The following is a 20,021-nucleotide window of genomic DNA, read 5'->3' as shown; positions in this document are numbered from 1 at the left end:
ATAGGGTCCCGCCGCATGAAGAGATTGCTGGCGCTTGCTGCGCTGATCACCCCGCTTCCCGCCCTCGCGCAGGGCATGGTTACCTCTGCTGACCCGCGTGCCACTGCTGCCGGGCAGGAAATCCTGCGCGCCGGCGGATCCGCCGCGGATGCCGCCATGGCGATGATGCTGGCGCTGACCGTTGTCGAGCCGCAGTCGAGCGGCATCGGTGGCGGCGGCTTCCTGCTGCATCAAAGCGCGACCGGCCCGCTGGAGACAATCGACGGGCGCGAGACGGCGCCGATGGCGGCGACGCCGGAACTCTTCCTGGGGCCAGATGGCAAGCCAGTGCCCCACATCCAGGCGTTCCCGGGTGGAAAGTCAGTCGGCGTGCCGGGCAACATCCGCCTGATGGCGCTGGCGACCAAGAAGTGGGGCAAGCTGCCGTGGAAGACGCTGTTCGCGCCCGCCATCCGGCTTGCCGAGAACGGCTATAGCGTAACCCGCCCAATGGCGGCGGCGAGCACCAATCTTGCCCCGTTGTGGGCTGGCGGCACCACGGCGGTGGCCGGGCCCGAGGGCGGCGCATCGACGGGGACCGGCTCGGCCGGCGGGCGGTTCCCGCACGTCGCCGCACTTTACTCCCAGAACGGTGAGCCGCTGGTCGAAGGCGCGACGGTGAAGAACCCGGCGCTTGGCAAGCTGCTGCGCCGGTTGGCCAAGGAAGGACCGGACGCTTTCTATACGGGCGAGAACGCCAAGGCGATCATCAGCGCAGTGACCACCACGTCGGTGGCGCCGAGCAAGATGACCACGGCCGACCTTGCTGCCTATCAGGCCAAGGAGCGCGCACCCGTTTGCGGCACATACCGCACGTACAAGGTGTGCGGCATGGGGCCGCCGTCGTCGGGCGCAACCACTGTGCTGCAGATTCTGGGTATGCTCGAGCGGTTCGACCTTCAGAAGCTGGGCAAGGATTCGCCGGAAAGCTGGCACCTGATCGCCGAGGCGATGCAGCTCGCTTATGCCGATCGCGAAAAGTATCTGGGTGACCCCGACTTTGTCGACGTGCCGGTCGCCGGGCTGATCGACCGCGGTTACATCGCCGAGCGCTCCGGCCTTATCTCGCAAACGCGCGCACTCGGCACCTATGAGGCCGGCACGCCCCCTGGCGCTCAGCCCCGGACCGCGGCCGAGCAGCGTGAAGTGCCGAGCACCACGCACTTCATCGCGATCGATCGCGCGGGCGACATCGCGACCATGACCTCCACGGTCGAGGGACCGTTCGGCAGCCAGCTGATCGCCAACGGCTTTGTGCTCAACAACGAGCTGACGGACTTCACGCTGGCGCCGGAGAAGGACGGCGCGCCGGTGGCGAACCGGGTGGAGCCGGGCAAGCGCCCGCTGTCGTCGATGGCGCCGACGATCGTCTATGACGCGAGCGGCGCGCCGGTGTTCACCGTTGGCGCGGCCGGGGGCAAGACAATCATCATGCAGGTGGCAAAGGCGATCATCGCCCATGTCGACTGGAAGCTGCCGGCGCGCGAGGCGCTGGGCCTCGGCCTCATCTTCTTCAACCGCGACGGCGTGGTGCTGGAGCAGGGCACGAGCCTAGCCGCGATGAAGCCGGCGCTGAAGGCGATGGGCCACAAGGTGACGGTCGGGCGGCTCGGGCTGAAGGCCAATGCGGCGGAAAAGACGCCGGCTGGCTGGGTCGGCGCTGCCGATCCACGCGGCGTCGGCAATGCGGTGCGCGAATAGAATAAGAAGCTTCCCGAAACAGCTGCGCGAGCGAAACGCGCGGGCCGGCGGGAGGACCAGAGGGGATTGAGATGCGCAGGCTCGAACATTTTCCGAACCTCGTCACGATGTTCTTCACCCGCGCCGCGGAGCAGCGTGACGAGCCTTTCCTGTGGGCGAAGAAGGGCGGCGAGTGGCAGCCGACCACCTGGGGCGAAGCGGCGCGCCAGGTGGCGAGCCTTGCCACGGCGCTGAAGGCACAGGGGCTTCAGCCGGGCGATCGGGTGATGCTGGTGAGCGAGAACCGGCCGGAATGGTGCCTGAGCGACCTCGCCATCATGGCGGCTGGCTGCATCACCGTGCCGACCTACACCACCAACACCGAGCGCGATCACGCCCATATCATCGAGAATTCGGGTGCGCGTGCTGTCATCGTCTCGACACAGAAGCTGGCAGACGTGCTGCTGAAGGCGGTGCTGCGCACGACGCATATCGAAACGGTCATCGCGATCGAGCATTTGCGGCCGCGTCCGCTGGGCGTGCGCAGCTGCCACTGGCAGGGGCTGATCGACGATCATCCCGCCGAGCCCGAGCTGATCGCAGCGCAGGCGACCTTCGCCCGGTCCGACACCGCCTGCATCATCTATACCTCCGGCACCGGCGGTGCGCCGCGCGGCGTGATGCAGCACCATGGCGCGATCCTGCACAATGTCGCAGGCTGCGCGGATGTGATTTCCGAGGACCTGGGCTGGGGCGAGGAAGTGTTCCTGTCGTTCCTGCCGCTCAGCCACGCCTACGAGCACACTGGAGGGCAGTTCCTGCCGATCGGCATGGGCGGACAGATATATTACGCCGAAAGCCTGGAGAAACTGGCGGCGAACATGGAGGAGGCCCAGCCCACGATCATGTTCGTCGTGCCGCGCTTGTTCGAGGTGCTTCGGGCGCGGATCAGCAAGGGGATCGCCAAGCAGGGCGGCATGGCGCAGCGGCTGCTGGGCGCCGCGCTCGACATCGGAGAGAAGCGCGCCGAGGGATCGTTGCGGCTGATCGACCGGCCAAAGGCGCTGATGGTGGATACCGTCTTCAAGCCCAAGATCGCCAAGCGCTTCGGCGGACGGATGAAGGCGCTGGTTTCCGGGGGCGCGCCGCTGACCCCCGAGGTCGGCCTGTTCTTCCAGTCGCTCGGGATCATGTTCCTGCAGGGCTATGGCCAGACCGAGGCCGGGCCGGTGATTTCGTGCAACCGGCCGAAGGCGGGCGTGACGGTCGACAGTGTCGGCCCGCCCCTTCCCCATACCGAGGTGCAGATCGCGGAGGATGGCGAGATCCTGGTGCGCGGCGAGCTCGTCATGCACGGCTATTGGCGCAACCCGTCCGAATCCGCGCGCGTGCTGCGCGACGGCTGGCTGCATACCGGCGATATCGGGATTTTCGACGAGGCGGGCCGGCTCAAGATCACCGATCGGAAGAAGGACCTCATCATCAACGACAAGGGCGACAATATCGCCCCGCAGAAGGTGGAAGGGATGCTGACCCTTCAGCCCGAGATCATGCAGGCGATGATCGCCGGTGATCGCCGGCCGCACATGGTGGCAGTGATCGTGCCCGATCCCGAGTGGACCCAGGAATTCTGCGCCGCCACTGGCACAAAGTGCGACTTTCGGACGCTAGCCGAGGATCCGGACTATCGCGCCGCGATCAGCCACGCGGTCGAGCGGACCAACAAGGAGCTTTCGGTGATCGAGCGGGTGCGGCGCTTCATTCTCGCCGACGGGCCGTTCACGATCGAGAATGAACAGATGACGCCGAGCCTAAAGATCCGCCGCCACGTCTTGAGGGATGTGTACGGCGAACGGCTCGACGCGCTCTACAAGGGCTGAAGCGTCAGCGATCCCACCAGGGATAGCCGGCGGGCATGTCAGTCGCGATCCGGCCGGGGAACGCGGGCGCGCGCTTCTCGAGGAAGGCGGCGACGCCTTCACGCACGTCCGGCCCGGCGCCAAGCGCCATGGCAAAGCCGCCGTCGACCTTCAGCGCGCCGGCAGGCGACGGCTCGCTGGCGAAGCGCCACAGCATCTGGCGGGTGAGTGCGATCGAGACCGGCGCAGTATTCTCCGCGATCTCGCATGCGATTTCATGCGCGCGGGCAAGGAGCGCGTCGGACGGGACGACCTCGCTGACCAACCCTCCCTTCAGCGCCTCGTCGGCATTGAAGATCGCGCCTGACAGGCACCAGCGCAGCGCCTGCGGCAGGCCCACGATTTGCGGCAAAAACCAGGCGCTGCCCGCCTCGGGCACCAGGCCGCGGCGAGCGAAGACGAAGCCGAAGCGGGCGCTGTCGGCGGCGATGCGGACGTCGCACGGCAGGGTCAGCGTCGCGCCAACGCCGACCGCGGCGCCGTTGATCGCCGCTATCGTCGGCTTGGTGCTTTCGAACAGGGCACCGACGAACCCGCCACCTTCCTCGCGCGGGCGGTCAGCCGCGGCGAAGTTCGGCCCGCCACTGCCGAAGCTGTCCGCGCCGCCGGAGATGTCGGCGCCTGCGCAGAAGCCCCGGCCCTCACCGGTCAGCACGATCACGCGGACGTCATCGTCCTCACCCGCCTGACGGATCGCGGCAGCAAGCTCAATGCCCATGATGGCGGTGTAGGCGTTCAGCTTGTCGGGCCTGGCGAGGGTGATCGTCGCGACGGGACCATCGGTGGTGTAGCGGATCTGTTCAAAGGTCATCGGCTCTCCTCGTGCGGATCAAGACGTCCGCTTGTCGCGATCGGCATAACCCGCTGTTCCGCTATGCGCCATCTGGTGGCGAACCTTCGCCAAACCGGCTTCCGCCGCGCCGCGGCTGCGCCTAACTGGTCCGTATGTGGCAGCTTTACCAATTCCCCTTGTGTCCCTTCACGCGCAAGGTGCGCATCCTGCTGGGCGAAAAGGACGTCGGCTACGAGCTGATCCGTGAGATGCCCTGGGCGCGCCGCGACGAGTTCGTCGACCTGAACCCTGCCGCCCAGACGCCGGTGATGGTGGACGCCGAACGCGGCACGGTGCTGATCGATTCGATGGCGATCTGCGAATATTTCGAAGAGACGGTCGAACGCTCCGCGATGATCAACGGATCGGCCGCCAATCGCGCCGAGATCCGCCGGCTCGTCACCTGGTTCGATTCGCAATTCTATCGCGATGTCAGCGGGCCGTTGCTGGAAGAGCGGATGGTGAAGCGGCTGGTGCATCGCCAGTCGCCCAATGCCGCGCGGCTGCGCGAGGCGATGAAATCCGCCATCGGCCACTTGGATTACATCGATTTCCTGCTGGACCATCGCAAGTGGATGGCCGGCGCGACGATCAGCCTCGCCGACCTTGCAGCCGCCGCGCATATCTCGGTCGCCGATTATCTAGGCGGAATCGACTGGTCGAGCCATACCCATGCCAAGGCGTGGTACTCAGCGTTCAAGAGCCGCCGCAGCTTCCGCCCGCTGCTGGCCGAACGGATGAGCGGGATCGAACCGCCGGAATATTACGAGAACCCGGATTTCTGATGCACGCCAACCATGATGCCGCGGCGCCGGCCGCCGAGACGATCAGCTTCGACGATTTCCTGAAGGTCGACATCCGCGTCGGCACGGTCGTGGTGGCCGAGCCGTTTCCGGAAGCGCGCAAACCAGCGCTGAAGCTGATGATCGACTTCGGCCCGGTGATCGGCCGCAAGCGCTCCTCGGCCCAGATCACGGAGAACCATTCGGCCGAGGACCTGGTCGGCAAGCAAGTGGCCGCCGTGGTCAACTTCCCGCCGCGCCAGATCGGGCCGATGATGAGCGAGGTACTGACGCTCGGCTTTCCGGATGCGGACGGCAAGGTGGTGCTGACGGCGCCCAGCCTGCCGGTGCCGAACGGCGGCCGGCTGTTCTGAGCCGCACCGCCTGAGGGGCCGGGATCGACCCGCCCCGTTCCGGCTTACTTCGCTGCCGCCTTTGGCAGGACTACCAGCGTCCAGTCCTTTTCCGGCCGCAGATACTTCGCGGCGGTCGCCTGCAGCGTTGCCGGAGTGATCGACATATAGTCCTGCACCAGCGTGCGCGCGCCGGCGAGCCGCTTGTCGTCATAGGCGCCGCCGCTCGTCTGGATCAGCCAGAACTGGTTCCCGGAGGATGCCCGGGCGAGGTACTGCATCATCGGCCCGATTGCGCGGCGCAGCTCATCCTCGTCCACCGGCTTGGCCACGAGCTCGGCCGCGATTTCCCGGCTGAGCTTGTAGAACAGCTCGACGTTGTCAGGCGCAACCTGGCCGATGGCGATGAAGCGACCGCCGGACTGGAGGCCGAGCGGCCACTGGCTCACCGCGCTGGGGCTGTAGCTGGCGCCGGCGACCGAGCGCAGGCGATCGAACAGCCGGTCACCGAAGATCGCCGCCAGGATGTCGAGACGGCGGCTTTCCGCGATGCCGTCGGTGCCACCGCCCGTCGGCCAGGCGATGACCGCCGCCGCCTGCGTGTCGGCGCCCTGGTGAGTCAGCACGACTGGACGATCGACATGTGCCGGGAAGGCAGCGCCCGGTGCCACCACCGGCGCCTCGGTGCGCGGCTTGAGCGCGCCGAAGGTGCGTGCAACCGCGGCAATCGCCTCATCGGGCTTCACGTCACCGAACACGTCGACTTCGATCGGGCCAGTGGCGAGCAGCGGCTCCCAGGTGGCGCGGAAGTTCTCGGGCGTTAGCGCCTCGATTTCGGCACGCGTCGGCGGACCCCAGCGCGTGTCTCCATCGCGCAGCTTGCGCTCCAGATCACGCGACAGAACGCCGTCGGGCGAGGAATCGAAGCCGGCGTAGCCTGCGAGCGCACCAGCCTTGGCGCGCAGAACCGGCGCCGGATCCCAGCGCGGCGCGGCAAGCTTTGCGGCCATGAGCGCGAGGTTGTCGGCATAGTCGCCCGGCGTCGTCTGCGCGTTCATGGTGAAAGCGTCGTCGGTGACGTCGAAATCGAGCCCCATGCGCCGGCCGGTGGTGAGCGCGTCGAGATCACCCTGGTTCCACTTGCCGATGCCGCTCTGCACCAGCGCGGCATCCGCAGCCCAGGCGCTGCTCGGCTTGTCCGCCGGCAGCGCGGCATAGCCGCGGCCGAAGCGCACCCGCAGATACACGCGCCCCGTTTCCGAGTTGTTGGGATACATTAGCATCCGCACCCCGTTCGAGAAGACGATCTTCTCGACACCGGGATCGGCGATCGATTCGCGCGAGGTGACGGTGCCGGGCTTGCCGAGCTTCGGCAGGTCCTTGAAGTTCACCGCATTCTGCCGCGCCCGCTGGCCAGCGAGTTTCGACACATCGGCCGTCAGTGCCGCGGCAAGCTTCGCCGCGGCGCCCGGGTCGGCGACGCGGGTGTTGAGCAAGGCGTGCTGGGCATCGCCCTTGAACACGCGCTGGGTGGATTCGAGCACGGCAGCCGGCGAGAACATTCCCTTCTGCCGCGCATCGAGGAAGATGCGATAGGATTCCTGCGGGCCCGCGACCGTCTCGCGTATGTCGAGCGCCTGGACCATATCTTCGGCCTGCTTCGCACCGGCCTCGACCCGCGCCGTCTCGACGTCATTGCGCATCGCGCCGTCGAACTCGGCCACTTCGCGATCCACCTCCGCCTGGGTGGGCGGGGACACCATGGCATCCGCAATCACGGCGCGTACTTCCTTCACCGCCGCTTCCCAATCGTCACCGACCGGCAGGATGCTGGTGAACGTGCCGTTGGCAGAGCGGGCGACATCTTCCAGGCTGACGCTTGCCTGCAGGAAGCTGCCGCCGGCGCGCGCGCGCGTTTCAAGGCGCCGGTTGATCACGCGCATCGCGATCAGATCGACAAGCCGCTTCTGATTGAAGATGACCGTATCGTCGCGATAGACCCACGGGCGAAGCACCGCCGAGATGACGAGCGGCGGCAGCGAGGGTTCGACGATAGTCGCGGTCGGCGCCGACTTGGGATCGGGCTTGCCGAAATCAGGATCGGCAGGCTCCGGCCCGACGCCCTGCCAACCACCGAAGTTCTTGACGATGAGGCGGGCCGACACCGCCGGATCGATGTCTCCGGAGATGATCACCACGGCCTTAGACGGGCGATACCAGCGCTGGTGGAACGCCTTCACGCTCGCGGCGGTGGCCGCTTCCAGCGTCTTGACGTTGCCGATCGGCGAGCGATCCGCGAGCGGCTGCCCGGCGAAGAACAGGGAGTTGCGCGCGTCGGCCAGGCGGACCTGTGGGCCCGGCGCCTCGCGCTGCTCGGCCAGGACGGCCGGGCGCTCGGCAGCGAGGCCCTGGTCGTTGATGCCGGGCTCTGACATCATGCCGGCGAAGATCTTCAGGCTCTCGTCTAGGTTCGCCTCGGTCGCGGCTGGCAGATCGAGCTTGTAGACGGTCTGCGTCGGCGTCGTCTGCGCGTTCGAATCCGACCCGAAGGTGGCGCCGAAGCGCTGCCACACACGCTTCGCCTCGCCATCGGGAACGTAGCGCGAGCCGCGGAACGACAGATGCTCGATGAGGTGGGCGTAGCCGCGCTCGTCATCGGTTTCGTTCAGCGAACCGGCGTCGATCCGCACGCGAACCGCAACCTGCCCGGGCGGCACCCCATTGCGGCGAACGGCGTAGCGCAGGCCGTTCGGAAGAGTGCCGAAGTTCCACGCCGGATCGGGCGGAATGTCCGATCCCTTGAACAGCCACGGCGACGTATCGACCTTGATCGATGCGGGATCGACGATCGTGGATGGTCCTGCCGGCGCAACGGCCGTCGCCGGGGCGGCGGCCGCGGCGGGTTTGCGCGCGGCCTGCTGGCCGATCGCGGGAACGGCAGCCGAGCCGAGGAGGGAGAGGAGAGCGAGCGGCGCAGCAAACGCGCGCAAAGATACGATCATGGCATGCTTGTACCCGCGTGCGCGGTACGCCGCCACACCCCAGCGACGATCTTTCGATCACCCAGCAATCGCCATCTTTCCGTCTCGAATCGCGCCTAGCACCCATATCCCAGCAGACGGCCGCCAGGGCCGCAGGCGAAATGGGCCAAGGACGTGAGCACGACCAGCGAAAAGCGGCGGCAAATGCGGCAGGAATTCGGCCCCGGCGGGACGATGGCGATGGCGACCGGCATCCCGGCGCCGGCCAAGGCCGCGCCGGATCCGGAGCTTCGCGCAGAGCCGGGACGTCCGCTAATCATCCGCATCGGCAAACATCTTCGCGGCCTGTTCGATCGCATGATCGCCTCATCGTCGCTGGTGCCGAACGATCCGGTGCTGGACGTGCGCAACTTCGCCTGGACCCAGGTGCTGCGCGACAATTGGCAGACGATCCGTGACGAGGCGGTGGCCGTTGCGCTGCAGGGCGACGCCAGCCCCAGCCTGGCGACGATCTCCCCGGATCACCGCTCGATCGCGAAGATCAACATGTGGCGATCGTTCTTCCTGTGGGGCTACAGCTACCGCATCGACGAGAATGCGGCGCGGTGCCCGAAGACAACGGCACTGGTGGAGCAGATCCCCGGCCTCAACAGCGCCTTTTTCTCCATCCTGGCACCGGGGACGCATATCCCGGCGCACCGCGGCGTCACCAAGGGGCTGATCACCTGCCATCTTGGCCTGGTCGTGCCACGCGACGGCGACGTGCGGATGCGGGTCGACAACCGCTTCGTGCGCTGGTCCGAGGGCGAGACATTGGTGTTCGACGACACCTATGATCACGAGGTGTGGAACGAGACGAGCGGTACCCGCGTGGTGCTTCTGATCCAGTTCGCGCGCCCGCTGCGCAACCCGGGCAAGTGGATCGCAGACCTGTTCCTTGGCTTCGTGCGCCGCTCCGCCTTCGTGCAGGAGGCGCGCGACAATATCGCGTCGTGGAATGCGGCGGTGAAGCAGCTGGACGTCTGACCGGCAGCACCTTCAGGGCTGCGGCCGGCTGATCACCGAATCGAGGCCGAGCCAGCCGGCCATCAGCTCCAGCTCCGCGCCCAGCCGCTCGGACGTATCGGGCGGGGCGCCAGGCTCCAGATGACAGGATTGCACCTGCAGGCGCCGGCGCTGGCGATCGGCCTTCAGATCCACGCGCGCGACGAGTTCGCCGTCGAGCAGGAACGGCAGCACGTAGTAGCCGTAGCGACGCTTCGCCGCAGGCACGTAGATCTCGATCCGGTAGTTGAAGCCGAACAAGCGCTCCGTACGGGCGCGTTCCCAAATCAACGGATCGAACGGGGCAAGCAGCGCTTGCCCCGTGATGCGGCGTGGGCGACGTGCCTGATGATGGATGTAAGCCTTGGGCCAGCCCGGGATGGTAACAGGGCGGAGCACCCCCTCCTCCACCAGCCGGGTGATCGCGGCGGCATTGTCGGCGGGACTGAGCCGGAAATAGTCGCGCAATTCGGTGGCCGTCGCGACCCCCAGGGCGCGGGCCGCACGCGCCACCAGCGCCGCCTGCGCGGTCGCTTCGTCAGGGGTCGGCAGATCGAGGATCGCGCGCGGGATCACCCGTTCGGGCACGTCATAGACCCGCTCGAAGCCGCGCCGGCGCGTCGCAGTGGTGACGTGGCCCGCGTAGAACAGCCACTCGAGCGCGAGCTTGGCGTCGCTCCACATCCACCAGCCGGTGCGGCTCGATTCGATGTCGGATGCGGCGAGCGGGCCTTCGCTGCGGATACGATGGAGGAGGGCCATGGCCTCGCCGCGGCGCTCTCCCGCGAACGCGCGCATGCCGGCGGAGCGCATCATGCCGCGATCGGCGCGGTCCATCCGCCAGCGCAGCAGCGGGTGAAGTTCGAGCGGCAGGAGCGAGGCTTCGTGCGCCCAATATTCGAACATCCGCCGCTGGCCGCGCGTGCCCCAGGCGGCGCGATCGACCAGCGTGGTGTCGTAGGAGCCCAGACGCGAGAAAGCGGGCATGTAATGCGCGCGGGTGAGCACGTTCACACTGTCGATCTGATGCAGCGCCAGACGATCCAGCGTGCGGCGAAGATGAGCCCCCGTGACCCGCGCCGGACGCGCGGCCCCGAACCCTTGTGCCGCCAGCGCGATACGGCGCGCCAAGGCGGGAGTGATACGTTCCGTCATCGGGCGCCATGCTAGCGGCGACAGCCGGGCTGTGCGAACGGAAACCAATCCTTTCCGGTACGGCGCTTGATCCCCCTGCCCGCGCACGCCACATGGCAATCATGCTGATCGAAACCGAACCGACCCCCAATCCGGCGACGCTGAAGTTCCTGCCAGGGCGCATCGTGATGGAGGCGGGCACGCGCGACTTCGCAACGCCGGAGGAGGCGGAAGCTTCCCCGCTCGCGACGGCGCTGTTCGATCTTGGCGACGTGACGGGCGTGTTCTTTGGCCGTGACTTCATCTCGGTGACGATCGCGCCAGGCGCTGAGTGGCGCGACGTGAAGCCGGATGTGCTTGGCATCGTGATGGACCACTTCACTGCGCAGATGCCACTGTTCCGCAGCGGAGGCGCCGGCTTCTCCGTTCCGCCGGCAGAGGAAGCGTTCACGGACGATCCTGCCGACGCGGAGATCGTTGAGCAGATCAAGGACCTGATCGAGACTCGGGTGCGCCCGGCCGTGGCGAACGACGGCGGCGACATCATCTATCGCGGGTTCGACAAGGGTAAGGTTTATCTGCGGATGCAGGGCGCGTGCGCCGGCTGCCCTTCCTCCACCGCGACGCTGAAGAACGGCATCGAGCAGCTGCTGCGCTATTACGTGCCCGAAGTGACCGAGGTTCGCGCGGTCTGACCGGCCGCTGCGCTTCCCGCCACTTCGTGACGGCGGGATCGCGGATGTGATTCGTCCTTCTTTCCTGATCCCATGACGGAGTTCCCGATGTCCGCTCGCCTCGATGATGCCGCGCTCGACCAGCTGTTCCGCACGGCGCGGACCTATAATGGCTTCACCGACGAGCCGGTTACCGAGGACGAGCTGCGCGCGATCTGGGACCTCATGAAGATGGGGCCGACCAGCGCGAACCAACTTCCCGCACGCCTCGTCTGGTGCGTCACGCCGGAGGCGAAGGAGAAGCTCGCGGCCTGCGCCAGCGACAGCAATGCCGACAAGATCCGCAAGGCGCCCGTGTCGGTGGTGATCGGCATGGATGTAAACTTTCACGAGCATCTGCCCGAGCTGTTTCCGCACACCGACGCGAAGAGCTGGTTCGACGGCAATGCGGAGCTGCGTGAGGCCTCGGCGTTCCGCAACTCGACGCTTCAGGGGGGCTATTTCATCTTGGCGGCGCGAGCGCTTGGCCTCGACACCGGACCGATGAGCGGCTTCGATGCGGGCGAGGTGGACAAGGCGTTCTTCGCCGATCAGCCCGGGGTGCGGACGAACTTCATCTCCACGCTTGGTCATGGCGATCCGTCGACGATCTTCGAGCGCAGCCCGCGGCCGGCGTTCGAAAAGTTCAACCGGCTCGCCTGATCGGGATTGAGCCGCCGCGCACGGCGGGTGAAAGGGCGGGATGCCTCGAACGCTCGTTATCGATACGGCCACCGCCGCCTGCTCCGTCGCGCTGATTGAAGACGGAGCGGTCGTCGCGTCGCGGCATGAGGTGGTCGGGCGCGGCCATGCCGAGCGGCTGGTGCCGATGATCGCCGAACTGCCCGGAGGCGGACGCGCGGACGCGATCCTGGTCGACGTTGGCCCCGGCAGCTTCACCGGCATTCGCGTCGGGATCGCGGCCGCGCGTGGGCTGGGGCTTGGCTGGTCGGTGCCGGTGCATGGTTATTTGTCCACCGCGATCGTTGCCGCGGCGGCTTTCGCGCGCGGCATAGGGGAACCCCTTGCCGTGGTGCTGGAGGGCGGGCACGGTGAGGTGTTCATGCAGGGATATCGTGCCTCGCCGCTGACACCGGAAGATACGCTGGTTTCACTGCGCCCGGATGCGGCAATGGCGGCGCTCAATGGTCGCCCCGCGGTCGGCAATGGTGTGCGTTGGCTCGCAACTGTCGACGGATGTGCACAGACGCACGACGCTTTACCGAATGCCGCCGACGCGTACCTGCTGCCGGCCGAACTCACCTCGTTGCCGCCGAGCCCAATCTACGGTCGGGCGCCCGATGCGAAGGTGCCGGCATGAGCGCCACGAGCCTTCGCATGGTCGAACTGCTGACCGGCACCGCGGCTGACATCGACGCGGTGGACAGCGTGATGGCCGAGGCGTTCGAGCCGCGCTTCGGCGAGGCATGGACGCGCAGCCAGTGCCTGGGCATCCTCGGCATGCCGGGCGTGTGGCTGACGCTGGCGCGGGTGGAGGGCGAAATCGCCGGCTTCGCCCTGGCGCGCGCGATCCTCGACGAGGCCGAGTTGCTGCTTCTCGCCACTTCCCCCCGCTTTCGCCGGCGCGGCATCGGCGCCGCCCTGCTGCGCAGCGTGCTGGCAGAGGCGCGCGGGCGCGGCGTCAAGCGCGTCCACCTGGAGGTGCGCGCCGGCAATGGCGCCATCGCGCTGTATGAGGCACAGGGGTTCGGCAAGACCGGGGAGCGGCGCGATTACTATCGCGGGCGAACCGGGCAGACATTCGACGCCCACAGCTACGCGCTTTCGCTAGACTGACCATCCTGCGAGTCGCTCGCGCTTTTCGCTGCGCGCACTCCGCACTACATGAGATACCATGCCACGTAAGATCGACCTTGAAGCCCTCTGCCAGGAAAAGGGCCTACGCATCACCGAACAGCGCCGCGTGATCGCACGCGTTCTATCCGAGGCGGACGATCATCCCGACGTGGAGAAGGTGTATGAGCGTGCCTCTGCCGTCGATCCGGGAATTTCGATCGCGACTGTCTATCGCACCGTGCGGCTGTTCGAAGAGGCCGGCATCCTCGACCGACACGATTTCGGCGATGGCCGCGCGCGCTACGAGCCCTCGCCCGAGGCGCATCACGATCATCTGATCGATGTGGAGAGCGGGCGCGTGATCGAGTTCGTCGATCCGGAACTGGAGCTGCTTCAGAAGCAGATCGCCGAGCGCCTTGGCTTCCGTCTGGTCGACCACCGGATGGAGCTCTACGGCGTTCGGCTGAACCGCCAGGACTGAGCGACCGCTCCGAGAACAAGAAGGCGGGTGCCGAGGCACCCGCCTTTTTCATGTCAGGACGCCTGGAACACGCCGCAGGCGATGCGGCCGCCGCTGTTGCCCGAGGGATCGGTCTTCAGATCATCCGGGCCGGCATGGATCACGAACGCCGCGCCGTCCGCATCGAGCAGGCCGGCTAGCGTCGCGCCGGGGATGGTGGCGGCGACGGTGCCGCGACCGCCCGAATCGATGATGATGTTGGGCATGTCGCCGTAATGCGGACCCTGCGGGTTCATCGTCCCGTGCTTCATGCTGGTGGGATTCCAGTGCGGGCCCGCCGTTTCGAAGGTGGGCGCGTCACAGCGGCCGACGGTGTGCGCGTGCGCGCCGTGCGTGCCGGCCGGCAGATCCTTGACGTCGACGGTGACGCGCAGCCCGCCCGCGGCGTCCGTCGCCGTGGCACGGCCGACATCGGCCCCGTCAGCGGTGCGCAGCATCGCAACCGCGCTGGGCGCGCCCGGCAGCGGCGTGCCCGTTTCAAGCTTGTCTTCATTGCACCCGGCGAGCGCGAGCGCACAGGCGCCAAGGCCAGCAGCAACCGTCAGACGAATCATGATCTTCTCCCGTTTCGACGACGAAACGAGCGTCGCCATAACCTGTTCCCCGTCAGGCGGGCTTGGCCATCATCAGCGCAGCGCGCGTGGTACGGCAGACGATCTCGTCGCGCTGGTTTAGGCCGATATGTTCGAAGGTGACGATCCCCTGCCCCGGCCGCGACGCGGAGGGGCGAAGCGCCTTCACTTCCGTCTCGACCCGGATCGTGTCTCCGGCGAACACAGGCTTTGGAAAGACCGTCTCGCTCATGCCGAGATTGGCGATCGTCGTGCCGAAGGTGGTGTCCTGCACGCTGAGCCCGATGACGAGGCCCAGCGTGAAGAGCGAGTTGATCAGCGGCTTTCCGAACTCGGTGGTGGCGGCATAGGCGTGATCGATGTGCAGCGCCGCCGGATTATAGGTGAGCGCCGAGAACAGCATATTGTCTGATTCCAGCACGGTGCGCCGGATCTCGTGGACGAAGCGCTGGCCGACCTCGAACTCCTCGAACCACAGCCCCGCCATCAGTCATGCCCCCGCGCGATCAGAGAAACGAGTCGGCGGCACTGCGCATGCTGGCGCAGCACGCCGGCCACCAAAACGACGTTGAGGATCGTTGCCTCGACGATGAAGAACCACAAGGGACTGCCGGCGATCATGCTGACGCCGAGCATGATCGTGCGCGGGTTGGCGCCGAGCACTGCCGGGATGGCGAGGAAGCCGGGCCCCGATTCGCGCGCCAGCCGCGCGATCCGCTGCCGCTCCGCCGGGTCGACTTCGGCACTGGCGACGAGCGTGTTCACCCGGGCAGTCGCCCCGTTCAGGAGGCTGGCTGCCGCAAGATAGAGCCTGGCGAGTGCGCCGCCGGCGCCGGTCGCGGCGTTCTTGTTCTGCTGGATCCAAGGCACGCCATAGGCCCACCATTGATAGGTGCGCCGCGAGCTTTCCGCGAAGACGGACTGGACGGCGCGCGACACGCCGGCCGAGACCGCCAGCACCCAGGCGATCGCGCCAATGCTGTCGTCCAGCGCGCTCGCCAACATCAGGTAAAGCGCTGTATGGCCGAGATAATCGCACATTCCGTCAACGACTTCGCCGCGCGGGCTGGCCCGTCCGCTCATGCGCGCGAGATCCCCGTCGGCGCCGTCCACGACGTGCCAAAGCAGGTGCAGCGCGAAGCCGATCGCGATCGCCAGCGGCGTGCCGACCCAGGCGTAGAGAATGCCCGCCGTGACCACCATCGCAGCCCCGAAAACGGACACCATGTTCGGCGTAACCGGCGTCGGAACCAGCATGGTGGCCAGCCGGCGGGCTGCTGGATGATAGATCGTCCGGTTGAGAAAACCCTGCAATTCGCGAGGCTTTCCCGTCACAGTCGGTCGCAATTCGATCGTCGCCACTTTTCGCGTCCCCTTGCACCGCCCCTAGCACCGGCACGCGTCGCTTGACAGGCGTCGCGCATCTGTCACGACGCTGCAATCCTTTTGTCTTCGCCGGGGGGAACCGGCGTTTTAGGAATCAGAAAAAGATGGCGACGATTAAAGTTGCGGTAATTGGCGTCGGCAATTGCGCGTCGAGCCTGGTCCAGGGCAAGTATCACTATGCCGCCAGCAACACCGCGCACGGCCTGATCCACGAAGAGATCGGCGGCTATCGCGTGTCGGACCTCGAGTTCGTCGCCGCGTTCGACGTCGATTCGCGCAAGGTTGGCCAGGATCTGGGCAAGGCGATCTTCGCCAAGCCGAACTGCACCAAGGTGTTCCACGCCGACGTGCCGGAGACGGGCACGATCGTGAAGATGGGTGCGAAGCTCGACGGCGTCGCCACCCACATGCTGTCGGCAGCCAACGACCGCGGTTTCGAGATCGACGATACGCGCGATGCCTCCAAGGCCGAGATCGTCGCCGAACTGAAGGCATCGGGCGCGGAGATCCTGGTGAACTTCCTGCCGGTCGGCAGCCAGGAAGCGACCGAATTCTACATGGAATGCGCGCTCGAAGCGGGCGTTGGCGTCGTCAACTGCATGCCGGTTTTCATCGCCAGCCGTCCCGAGTGGGAAAAGAAGTTCGCCGACGCTGGCCTGCCGATCATCGGGGACGACGTGAAGGCCCAGGTCGGCGCGACGATCGTTCACCGCGTGCTTTCGAACCTGTTCCGTCAGCGCGGCGTGACGATCGATCACACCTACCAGCTGAACACCGGCGGCAACACCGACTTCATGAACATGCTCGACCGCAACCGCCTGTCGAGCAAGAAGGAATCGAAGACCGAAGCAGTTCAGGCCGTGCTGGCCGAGCGCCTGGCGGACGAGAACATCCACGTCGGCCCTTCGGACTACATTCCGTGGCTGCACGACAACAAGCTGTGCTTCCTGCGGCTTGAGGGCAATCTGTTCGGCGACGTGCCGATGAATCTCGAGCTTCGCCTTTCGGTGGAGGATTCGCCAAACTCGGCGGCCGTGGTGGTCGATGCCATCCGCTGCGTGAAGGTGGCGCTGGAGCGCGGGACTGCAGGTGCGCTGACCGGGCCGTCGTCGTTCTTCTGCAAGCACCCGCCGGAGCAGTTCACCGACGACGTCGCCGCGCAGATGACCGACGATTTCATCCACGCCGATGCGCGGATCGCCGCGGAGTAAGCGACCTACCGGTCGGAGCGCGCCGCCATGCAGGCACTGATCGTCGCAGCCGGCTTCGGCAGCCGGCTGCGCGCGGTTTCCCCGTCCAAGCCGCTGACGCTGGTCGCCGGCACGCCGCTGATCGCGCGTGTCATCGCGGCGGCGCGGGCCGGCGGGGCGACGGGCTTCGTCGTGGTGACGGGGCATGAGGGTGATCGGCTGCGCGCCTTCCTCAACCGGCTCGATCCGGGCATCCGGTGCGTCGAGACTGCCGACTGGAACCTGGCCAACGGGCATTCGGTGCTGACCGGCGCCAACGTGCTCGGGCCGGCGCCGCATTTGCTGATGATGGCGGATCACCTGTTCGATCCCGCCATCGTCGCGCGCACCATCGCGGCGCCGCCCGCCGCGCTGACGCTGGCGATCGACCGGCGGCTCGACAATCCGCTGGTCGACATGGACGACGTAACCCGCGTGCGCACCGACGGTGACCGGATCGTGGCGATCGGCAAGCACCTGCCAGGCTATGACGCGTTCGACTGCGGCGTGTTCGCCGTCGACGGCCGCTTCCATGCCGCGCTGCGCCGCTCGATCGCGGAGGGTGGCACCGGATCGATCTCGGCCGGCGTCGAGGCGCTGGCGGCCACCGGCGACGCACGCGTCATCGACATTGGCGACGCATGGTGGCTCGATGTGGACGATCCGCGCGCGCTGGCGCAGGCAGAGGACGCCTTCGCCGCCGCCGCCTGATCTGCGGCCAATTTACACCGCTGTAAGTCGCGCTATGCTCCCCTGAAAAGATACAGGGGAGAGTCGGATGCGCAATTTCGCCGCGACCGCCATGCTGATCGCGCTTGCCGCGACGCCGGCCGCCGCCCGCACCATCAGCGTCAGCCCCAGCGGCAATGCGCAGGAGGCGCTGCAGGAAGCGCTGCTCGACGCGAAGCCGGGCGACGTGGTGGCGATTGCCGCCGGGCGCTACGACCTGACCGACGGCCTCAGCCTGGACGTGAGCGGCGTCACCGTACGCGGCGCGGGGCCGGACAAGACGGTGCTCAGCTTCAAAGGACAGCAGGGCGCCGGTGAAGGCCTGCTCGTTACGTCCGACGACGTGGTGCTGCGCGGCTTCGCCATCGAGGACAGCAAGGGCGACGGCATCAAATCCAAGGGCGCGGACCGGATCGTGTACAAGGACATTCGCGTCGAATGGACCGGCGGGCCGAAGGAAACCAATGGTGCCTACGGCATCTATCCGGTCGAGAGCAAAAGCGTGCTGGTCGACGGCGGGATGGTGCGCGGCGCATCCGATGCCGGCATCTATGTCGGCCAGAGCGAGGACATCATCGTCCGCAACTCGATCGTCGAGCAGAATGTCGCGGGGATCGAGATAGAGAACAGCCGTCACGCGGACGTCTATGGCAATACCGCGACCCGCAACACCGGCGGCATCCTGGTGTTCGACCTGCCCAACCTGCCGCGCGGCAATGGCGGCGACGTGCGGGTCTATGGCAACACGGTGGTTGACAATGACACGCCGAACTTCGCGCCCAAGGGCAACATCGTGGCGCAGGTGCCCAAGGGCACGGGCGTGCTGGTGATGGCCAATGACGGCGTGTTCATCACCGACAATGCGCTGGCGAAGAACGCCACCGCGAACGTGATGATCGTGAGCTATCGCAACCCCTATCAGGACGCGAAGTACAACCCGCTGCCGCGCAACGTGGTGGTGGCGAAGAATACACATGGGCCAGCGGGCTTCGCACCGGGGCTGCCGGGCGGCGAGCAGCTGGCCGCGGCGATGGGCGGCGCGATCCCCGCGGTGCTGTGGGACGGGACGGGTGACGCGAACTCGCTGACGGTGAGCGACAGCAAGGTACTGAGCCTGGGGCTGAAGGCGGGCGAGGCGCCGACCAACGCGCGGCCGACACCGGTCGATCTGCAGCGCACGCCGGCGGCGCTTCGGGCGCCAGTGGTGCTACCGGCGGCGATGGAGGCGGCGGCGAAGTGAAGGGGGTCGCGGCGCTCCTCGCGGCTGCCGCGCTCTTCGTCTCCGCAGCGATCGGGGGGCAGCCCGGCGACAGCGTGAACGACGCGGCGATCATGTCGGACGGCTATCCCCCTGCCCTGTCGGCGTTCGGCTTCTTCCGCGATCTGAAGACCCGCACGCCGGCGACGCGCGTGACCGGCTATCATCTCAACACGCCGCTGTTCTCCGATTACGCCGAGAAGCAGCGGTACATCTACGTTCCCGCCGGGCAGCCGGCGCGGTACGATGCGCAAGGCGTGCTCGCGTTCCCAATCGGCGCCGCGCTGATCAAGACGTTCGGCTATGGCGCCGGCGCCGCCTTTCGCCCGATCGAGACGCGGGTGCTGCTGCATCGCGCCGGCGGCTGGGTGGCGCTGCCCTATGTCTGGAACGATGACCTGAGCGACGCGGTGCTGAAGCGCGCCGGAACGCGGATGCCGGTGATGTTCACCGATCCATCAGGCGAGGCGCGGACGATCAGCTACCAGGTGCCGAACCAGAATCAGTGCAAGGAATGCCATGCGCTGAGCGGCGCCATCACCCCGATCGGGCCGACCGCGCGCAACCTCAATGATGGGCGGCAGCTGCAGGCGCTGGTTGCCGCCGGCGTGCTCGATCGCGCGCCCGGTGACGCGCCGCGGCTGTTACGCTGGGACGATGCGAGCGCGCCGCTGGCTGACCGGGCGCGCGCCTATCTCGAGGTGAATTGCGCGCATTGCCACCGGCGAGAGGGGGCGGCGTCCAATTCCGGGCTGTTCCTGCTAACCAGCGAAAGCGATCCCGTGGCGCAGGGCCTCCTGAAGCGGCCGGTGGCGGCGGGGCGTGGATCGGGCGCACGGGATTTCGCGATCGCGCCGGGGCATCCGGAGAATTCGATCCTGCTCTATCGCATGGAATCGACCGAGCCCGGCATCGCCATGCCGGAGATCGGTCGCGCGACGGCGCACAAGGAGGCGATCGCGCTGCTGCGTGACTGGATCGCCGCGATGCCGGCTGAAAACGGATCGCAACAGCAACCCGGGGGCCATTGACCTGTTCTGCCGCATGACGCGG

General features: G+C 67.1%; 20 protein-coding genes. 14 read left to right on the top strand and 6 right to left on the bottom strand.

Going from position 1 to position 20,021, the window contains the following annotated elements; genetic code table 11:
• Positions 1–15 precede the first annotated feature (15 nt).
• Entirely contained in the window at positions 16–1,740 is a 1,725-nt protein-coding gene (locus tag ACH0AE_RS09740) for a gamma-glutamyltransferase family protein (protein ID WP_294441711.1), read from the top strand.
• A gap of 71 nt (positions 1,741–1,811) precedes the next feature.
• Positions 1,812–3,599: a long-chain fatty acid--CoA ligase gene (locus ACH0AE_RS09735; protein ID WP_294441712.1), complete on the top strand. Its 1,788-nt coding sequence runs from the start codon at positions 1,812–1,814 to the stop codon at positions 3,597–3,599.
• Positions 3,600–3,603: 4 nt separating this feature from the next.
• On the opposite strand, the gene ACH0AE_RS09730 is transcribed toward ACH0AE_RS09735, so the two are convergent.
• Entirely contained in the window at positions 3,604–4,449 is an 846-nt protein-coding gene (locus ACH0AE_RS09730) for an enoyl-CoA hydratase-related protein (RefSeq protein ID WP_294441713.1), read from the bottom strand.
• 134 nt (positions 4,450–4,583) lie between these two features.
• Between ACH0AE_RS09730 and ACH0AE_RS09725 the strand changes: the two genes are divergently transcribed.
• Positions 4,584–5,255 (top strand): glutathione S-transferase family protein, encoded by a 672-nt coding sequence (locus ACH0AE_RS09725; RefSeq protein WP_294441714.1) that lies wholly within the window; start codon positions 4,584–4,586, stop codon positions 5,253–5,255.
• Entirely contained in the window at positions 5,255–5,626 is a 372-nt protein-coding gene (locus tag ACH0AE_RS09720; RefSeq protein ID WP_294441715.1) for a tRNA-binding protein, read from the top strand. The genes ACH0AE_RS09725 and ACH0AE_RS09720 overlap by 1 nt, the downstream gene beginning before the upstream one ends.
• A 44-nt stretch (positions 5,627–5,670) precedes the next feature.
• Here ACH0AE_RS09720 and ACH0AE_RS09715 read toward each other — a convergent pair whose 3' ends face one another.
• Positions 5,671–8,607, bottom strand: a complete 2,937-nt coding sequence (locus tag ACH0AE_RS09715; protein ID WP_294441716.1) for a pitrilysin family protein — start codon at positions 8,605–8,607, stop codon at positions 5,671–5,673.
• A 183-nt stretch (positions 8,608–8,790) separates the two neighbouring features.
• On the opposite strand from ACH0AE_RS09715, the gene ACH0AE_RS09710 reads away from it, so the two are divergent.
• Positions 8,791–9,612, top strand: a complete 822-nt coding sequence (locus tag ACH0AE_RS09710; protein ID WP_406875711.1) for an aspartyl/asparaginyl beta-hydroxylase domain-containing protein — start codon at positions 8,791–8,793, stop codon at positions 9,610–9,612.
• Positions 9,613–9,624: 12 nt separating this feature from the next.
• Here ACH0AE_RS09710 and ACH0AE_RS09705 read toward each other — a convergent pair whose 3' ends face one another.
• On the bottom strand, positions 9,625–10,785 hold the full coding sequence (locus ACH0AE_RS09705) for a winged helix-turn-helix domain-containing protein (protein ID WP_294441718.1): 1,161 nt from the start codon (positions 10,783–10,785) through the stop codon (positions 9,625–9,627).
• Positions 10,786–10,886: 101 nt separating this feature from the next.
• On the opposite strand from ACH0AE_RS09705, the gene ACH0AE_RS09700 reads away from it, so the two are divergent.
• From ACH0AE_RS09700 to ACH0AE_RS09680, 5 genes are all read left to right on the top strand, one after another.
• Positions 10,887–11,459 carry a NifU family protein gene (locus ACH0AE_RS09700; RefSeq protein WP_294441750.1) on the top strand — a complete coding sequence of 191 codons (573 nt, stop codon included), beginning with the start codon at positions 10,887–10,889 and terminating at the stop codon, positions 11,457–11,459.
• 87 nt (positions 11,460–11,546) lie between these two features.
• Positions 11,547–12,140 carry a malonic semialdehyde reductase gene (locus tag ACH0AE_RS09695; protein ID WP_294441719.1) on the top strand — a complete coding sequence of 198 codons (594 nt, stop codon included), beginning with the start codon at positions 11,547–11,549 and terminating at the stop codon, positions 12,138–12,140.
• Between the two features lie 40 nt (positions 12,141–12,180).
• Complete coding sequence (gene tsaB, locus ACH0AE_RS09690) at positions 12,181–12,798, top strand: tRNA (adenosine(37)-N6)-threonylcarbamoyltransferase complex dimerization subunit type 1 TsaB (RefSeq protein WP_294441720.1); 618 nt, start codon at positions 12,181–12,183, stop codon at positions 12,796–12,798.
• Positions 12,795–13,274 (top strand): GNAT family N-acetyltransferase, encoded by a 480-nt coding sequence (locus ACH0AE_RS09685; RefSeq protein ID WP_294441722.1) that lies wholly within the window; start codon positions 12,795–12,797, stop codon positions 13,272–13,274. Before tsaB ends, ACH0AE_RS09685 begins: the two co-directional genes overlap by 4 nt.
• 58 nt (positions 13,275–13,332) lie before the next feature.
• Positions 13,333–13,755: a Fur family transcriptional regulator gene (locus ACH0AE_RS09680; RefSeq protein ID WP_294441724.1), complete on the top strand. Its 423-nt coding sequence runs from the start codon at positions 13,333–13,335 to the stop codon at positions 13,753–13,755.
• A 53-nt stretch (positions 13,756–13,808) separates the two neighbouring features.
• Here the strand turns inward: ACH0AE_RS09680 and ACH0AE_RS09675 are convergent, their stop codons facing one another.
• From ACH0AE_RS09675 to ACH0AE_RS09665, 3 genes are read right to left on the bottom strand one after another with little or no spacing between them, the layout of a single operon-like run.
• On the bottom strand, positions 13,809–14,348 hold the full coding sequence (locus ACH0AE_RS09675) for a superoxide dismutase family protein (RefSeq protein ID WP_294441725.1): 540 nt from the start codon (positions 14,346–14,348) through the stop codon (positions 13,809–13,811).
• Between the two features lie 52 nt (positions 14,349–14,400).
• A complete protein-coding gene (locus tag ACH0AE_RS09670; protein WP_294441726.1) occupies positions 14,401–14,853 on the bottom strand; it encodes a MaoC family dehydratase in 453 nt (150 codons plus the stop codon).
• Positions 14,853–15,701 (bottom strand): CDP-alcohol phosphatidyltransferase family protein, encoded by an 849-nt coding sequence (locus tag ACH0AE_RS09665; RefSeq protein WP_294441727.1) that lies wholly within the window; start codon positions 15,699–15,701, stop codon positions 14,853–14,855. Before ACH0AE_RS09665 ends, ACH0AE_RS09670 begins: the two co-directional genes overlap by 1 nt.
• A 155-nt stretch (positions 15,702–15,856) precedes the next feature.
• On the opposite strand from ACH0AE_RS09665, the gene ACH0AE_RS09660 reads away from it, so the two are divergent.
• The 4 genes from ACH0AE_RS09660 to ACH0AE_RS09645 all read left to right on the top strand — a co-directional run bounded on the left by ACH0AE_RS09660 (position 15,857) and on the right by ACH0AE_RS09645 (position 19,999).
• The gene (locus ACH0AE_RS09660; RefSeq protein ID WP_294441728.1) at positions 15,857–16,963 is read left to right on the top strand and encodes an inositol-3-phosphate synthase; all 1,107 of its coding nucleotides are present in this window, start codon (positions 15,857–15,859) and stop codon (positions 16,961–16,963) included.
• 27 nt (positions 16,964–16,990) lie between these two features.
• Entirely contained in the window at positions 16,991–17,692 is a 702-nt protein-coding gene (locus ACH0AE_RS09655) for an NTP transferase domain-containing protein (protein ID WP_294441729.1), read from the top strand.
• A gap of 67 nt (positions 17,693–17,759) precedes the next feature.
• Positions 17,760–18,950, top strand: a complete 1,191-nt coding sequence (locus ACH0AE_RS09650; RefSeq protein ID WP_294441730.1) for a parallel beta-helix domain-containing protein — start codon at positions 17,760–17,762, stop codon at positions 18,948–18,950.
• Positions 18,947–19,999 (top strand): SO2930 family diheme c-type cytochrome, encoded by a 1,053-nt coding sequence (locus ACH0AE_RS09645; protein ID WP_406875708.1) that lies wholly within the window; start codon positions 18,947–18,949, stop codon positions 19,997–19,999. The genes ACH0AE_RS09650 and ACH0AE_RS09645 overlap by 4 nt, the downstream gene beginning before the upstream one ends.
• The last annotated feature ends 22 nt before the right edge of the window (positions 20,000–20,021 follow it).

The sequence above is a fragment of the Sphingomonas sp. 179-A 2A2 NHS genome (assembly GCF_045371305.1).
Taxonomy (GTDB): Bacteria; Pseudomonadota; Alphaproteobacteria; order Sphingomonadales; family Sphingomonadaceae; genus Sphingomonas.
The sequence above is the reverse complement of the archived record's forward strand: the minus strand, read 5'-3'. Positions and strand labels throughout refer to the sequence as shown.

What these genes read in the sequence shown, in the direction of transcription:
- ACH0AE_RS09740 (WP_294441711.1), top strand. Translation starts at nt 16, where the DNA reads ATGAAGAGATTGCTGGCGCTTGCTGCGCTGATCACCCCGCTTCCCGCC.
- ACH0AE_RS09735 (WP_294441712.1), top strand. Translation starts at nt 1,812, where the DNA reads ATGCGCAGGCTCGAACATTTTCCGAACCTCGTCACGATGTTCTTCACC.
- ACH0AE_RS09730 (WP_294441713.1), bottom strand. Translation starts at nt 4,449, where the DNA reads ATGACCTTTGAACAGATCCGCTACACCACCGATGGTCCCGTCGCGACG.
- ACH0AE_RS09725 (WP_294441714.1), top strand. Translation starts at nt 4,584, where the DNA reads ATGTGGCAGCTTTACCAATTCCCCTTGTGTCCCTTCACGCGCAAGGTG.
- ACH0AE_RS09720 (WP_294441715.1), top strand. Translation starts at nt 5,255, where the DNA reads ATGCACGCCAACCATGATGCCGCGGCGCCGGCCGCCGAGACGATCAGC.
- ACH0AE_RS09715 (WP_294441716.1), bottom strand. Translation starts at nt 8,607, where the DNA reads ATGATCGTATCTTTGCGCGCGTTTGCTGCGCCGCTCGCTCTCCTCTCC.
- ACH0AE_RS09710 (WP_406875711.1), top strand. Translation starts at nt 8,791, where the DNA reads ATGCGGCAGGAATTCGGCCCCGGCGGGACGATGGCGATGGCGACCGGC.
- ACH0AE_RS09705 (WP_294441718.1), bottom strand. Translation starts at nt 10,785, where the DNA reads ATGACGGAACGTATCACTCCCGCCTTGGCGCGCCGTATCGCGCTGGCG.
- ACH0AE_RS09700 (WP_294441750.1), top strand. Translation starts at nt 10,887, where the DNA reads ATGCTGATCGAAACCGAACCGACCCCCAATCCGGCGACGCTGAAGTTC.
- ACH0AE_RS09695 (WP_294441719.1), top strand. Translation starts at nt 11,547, where the DNA reads ATGTCCGCTCGCCTCGATGATGCCGCGCTCGACCAGCTGTTCCGCACG.
- tsaB (WP_294441720.1), top strand. Translation starts at nt 12,181, where the DNA reads ATGCCTCGAACGCTCGTTATCGATACGGCCACCGCCGCCTGCTCCGTC.
- ACH0AE_RS09685 (WP_294441722.1), top strand. Translation starts at nt 12,795, where the DNA reads ATGAGCGCCACGAGCCTTCGCATGGTCGAACTGCTGACCGGCACCGCG.
- ACH0AE_RS09680 (WP_294441724.1), top strand. Translation starts at nt 13,333, where the DNA reads ATGCCACGTAAGATCGACCTTGAAGCCCTCTGCCAGGAAAAGGGCCTA.
- ACH0AE_RS09675 (WP_294441725.1), bottom strand. Translation starts at nt 14,348, where the DNA reads ATGATTCGTCTGACGGTTGCTGCTGGCCTTGGCGCCTGTGCGCTCGCG.
- ACH0AE_RS09670 (WP_294441726.1), bottom strand. Translation starts at nt 14,853, where the DNA reads ATGGCGGGGCTGTGGTTCGAGGAGTTCGAGGTCGGCCAGCGCTTCGTC.
- ACH0AE_RS09660 (WP_294441728.1), top strand. Translation starts at nt 15,857, where the DNA reads ATGGCGACGATTAAAGTTGCGGTAATTGGCGTCGGCAATTGCGCGTCG.
- ACH0AE_RS09655 (WP_294441729.1), top strand. Translation starts at nt 16,991, where the DNA reads ATGCAGGCACTGATCGTCGCAGCCGGCTTCGGCAGCCGGCTGCGCGCG.
- ACH0AE_RS09650 (WP_294441730.1), top strand. Translation starts at nt 17,760, where the DNA reads ATGCGCAATTTCGCCGCGACCGCCATGCTGATCGCGCTTGCCGCGACG.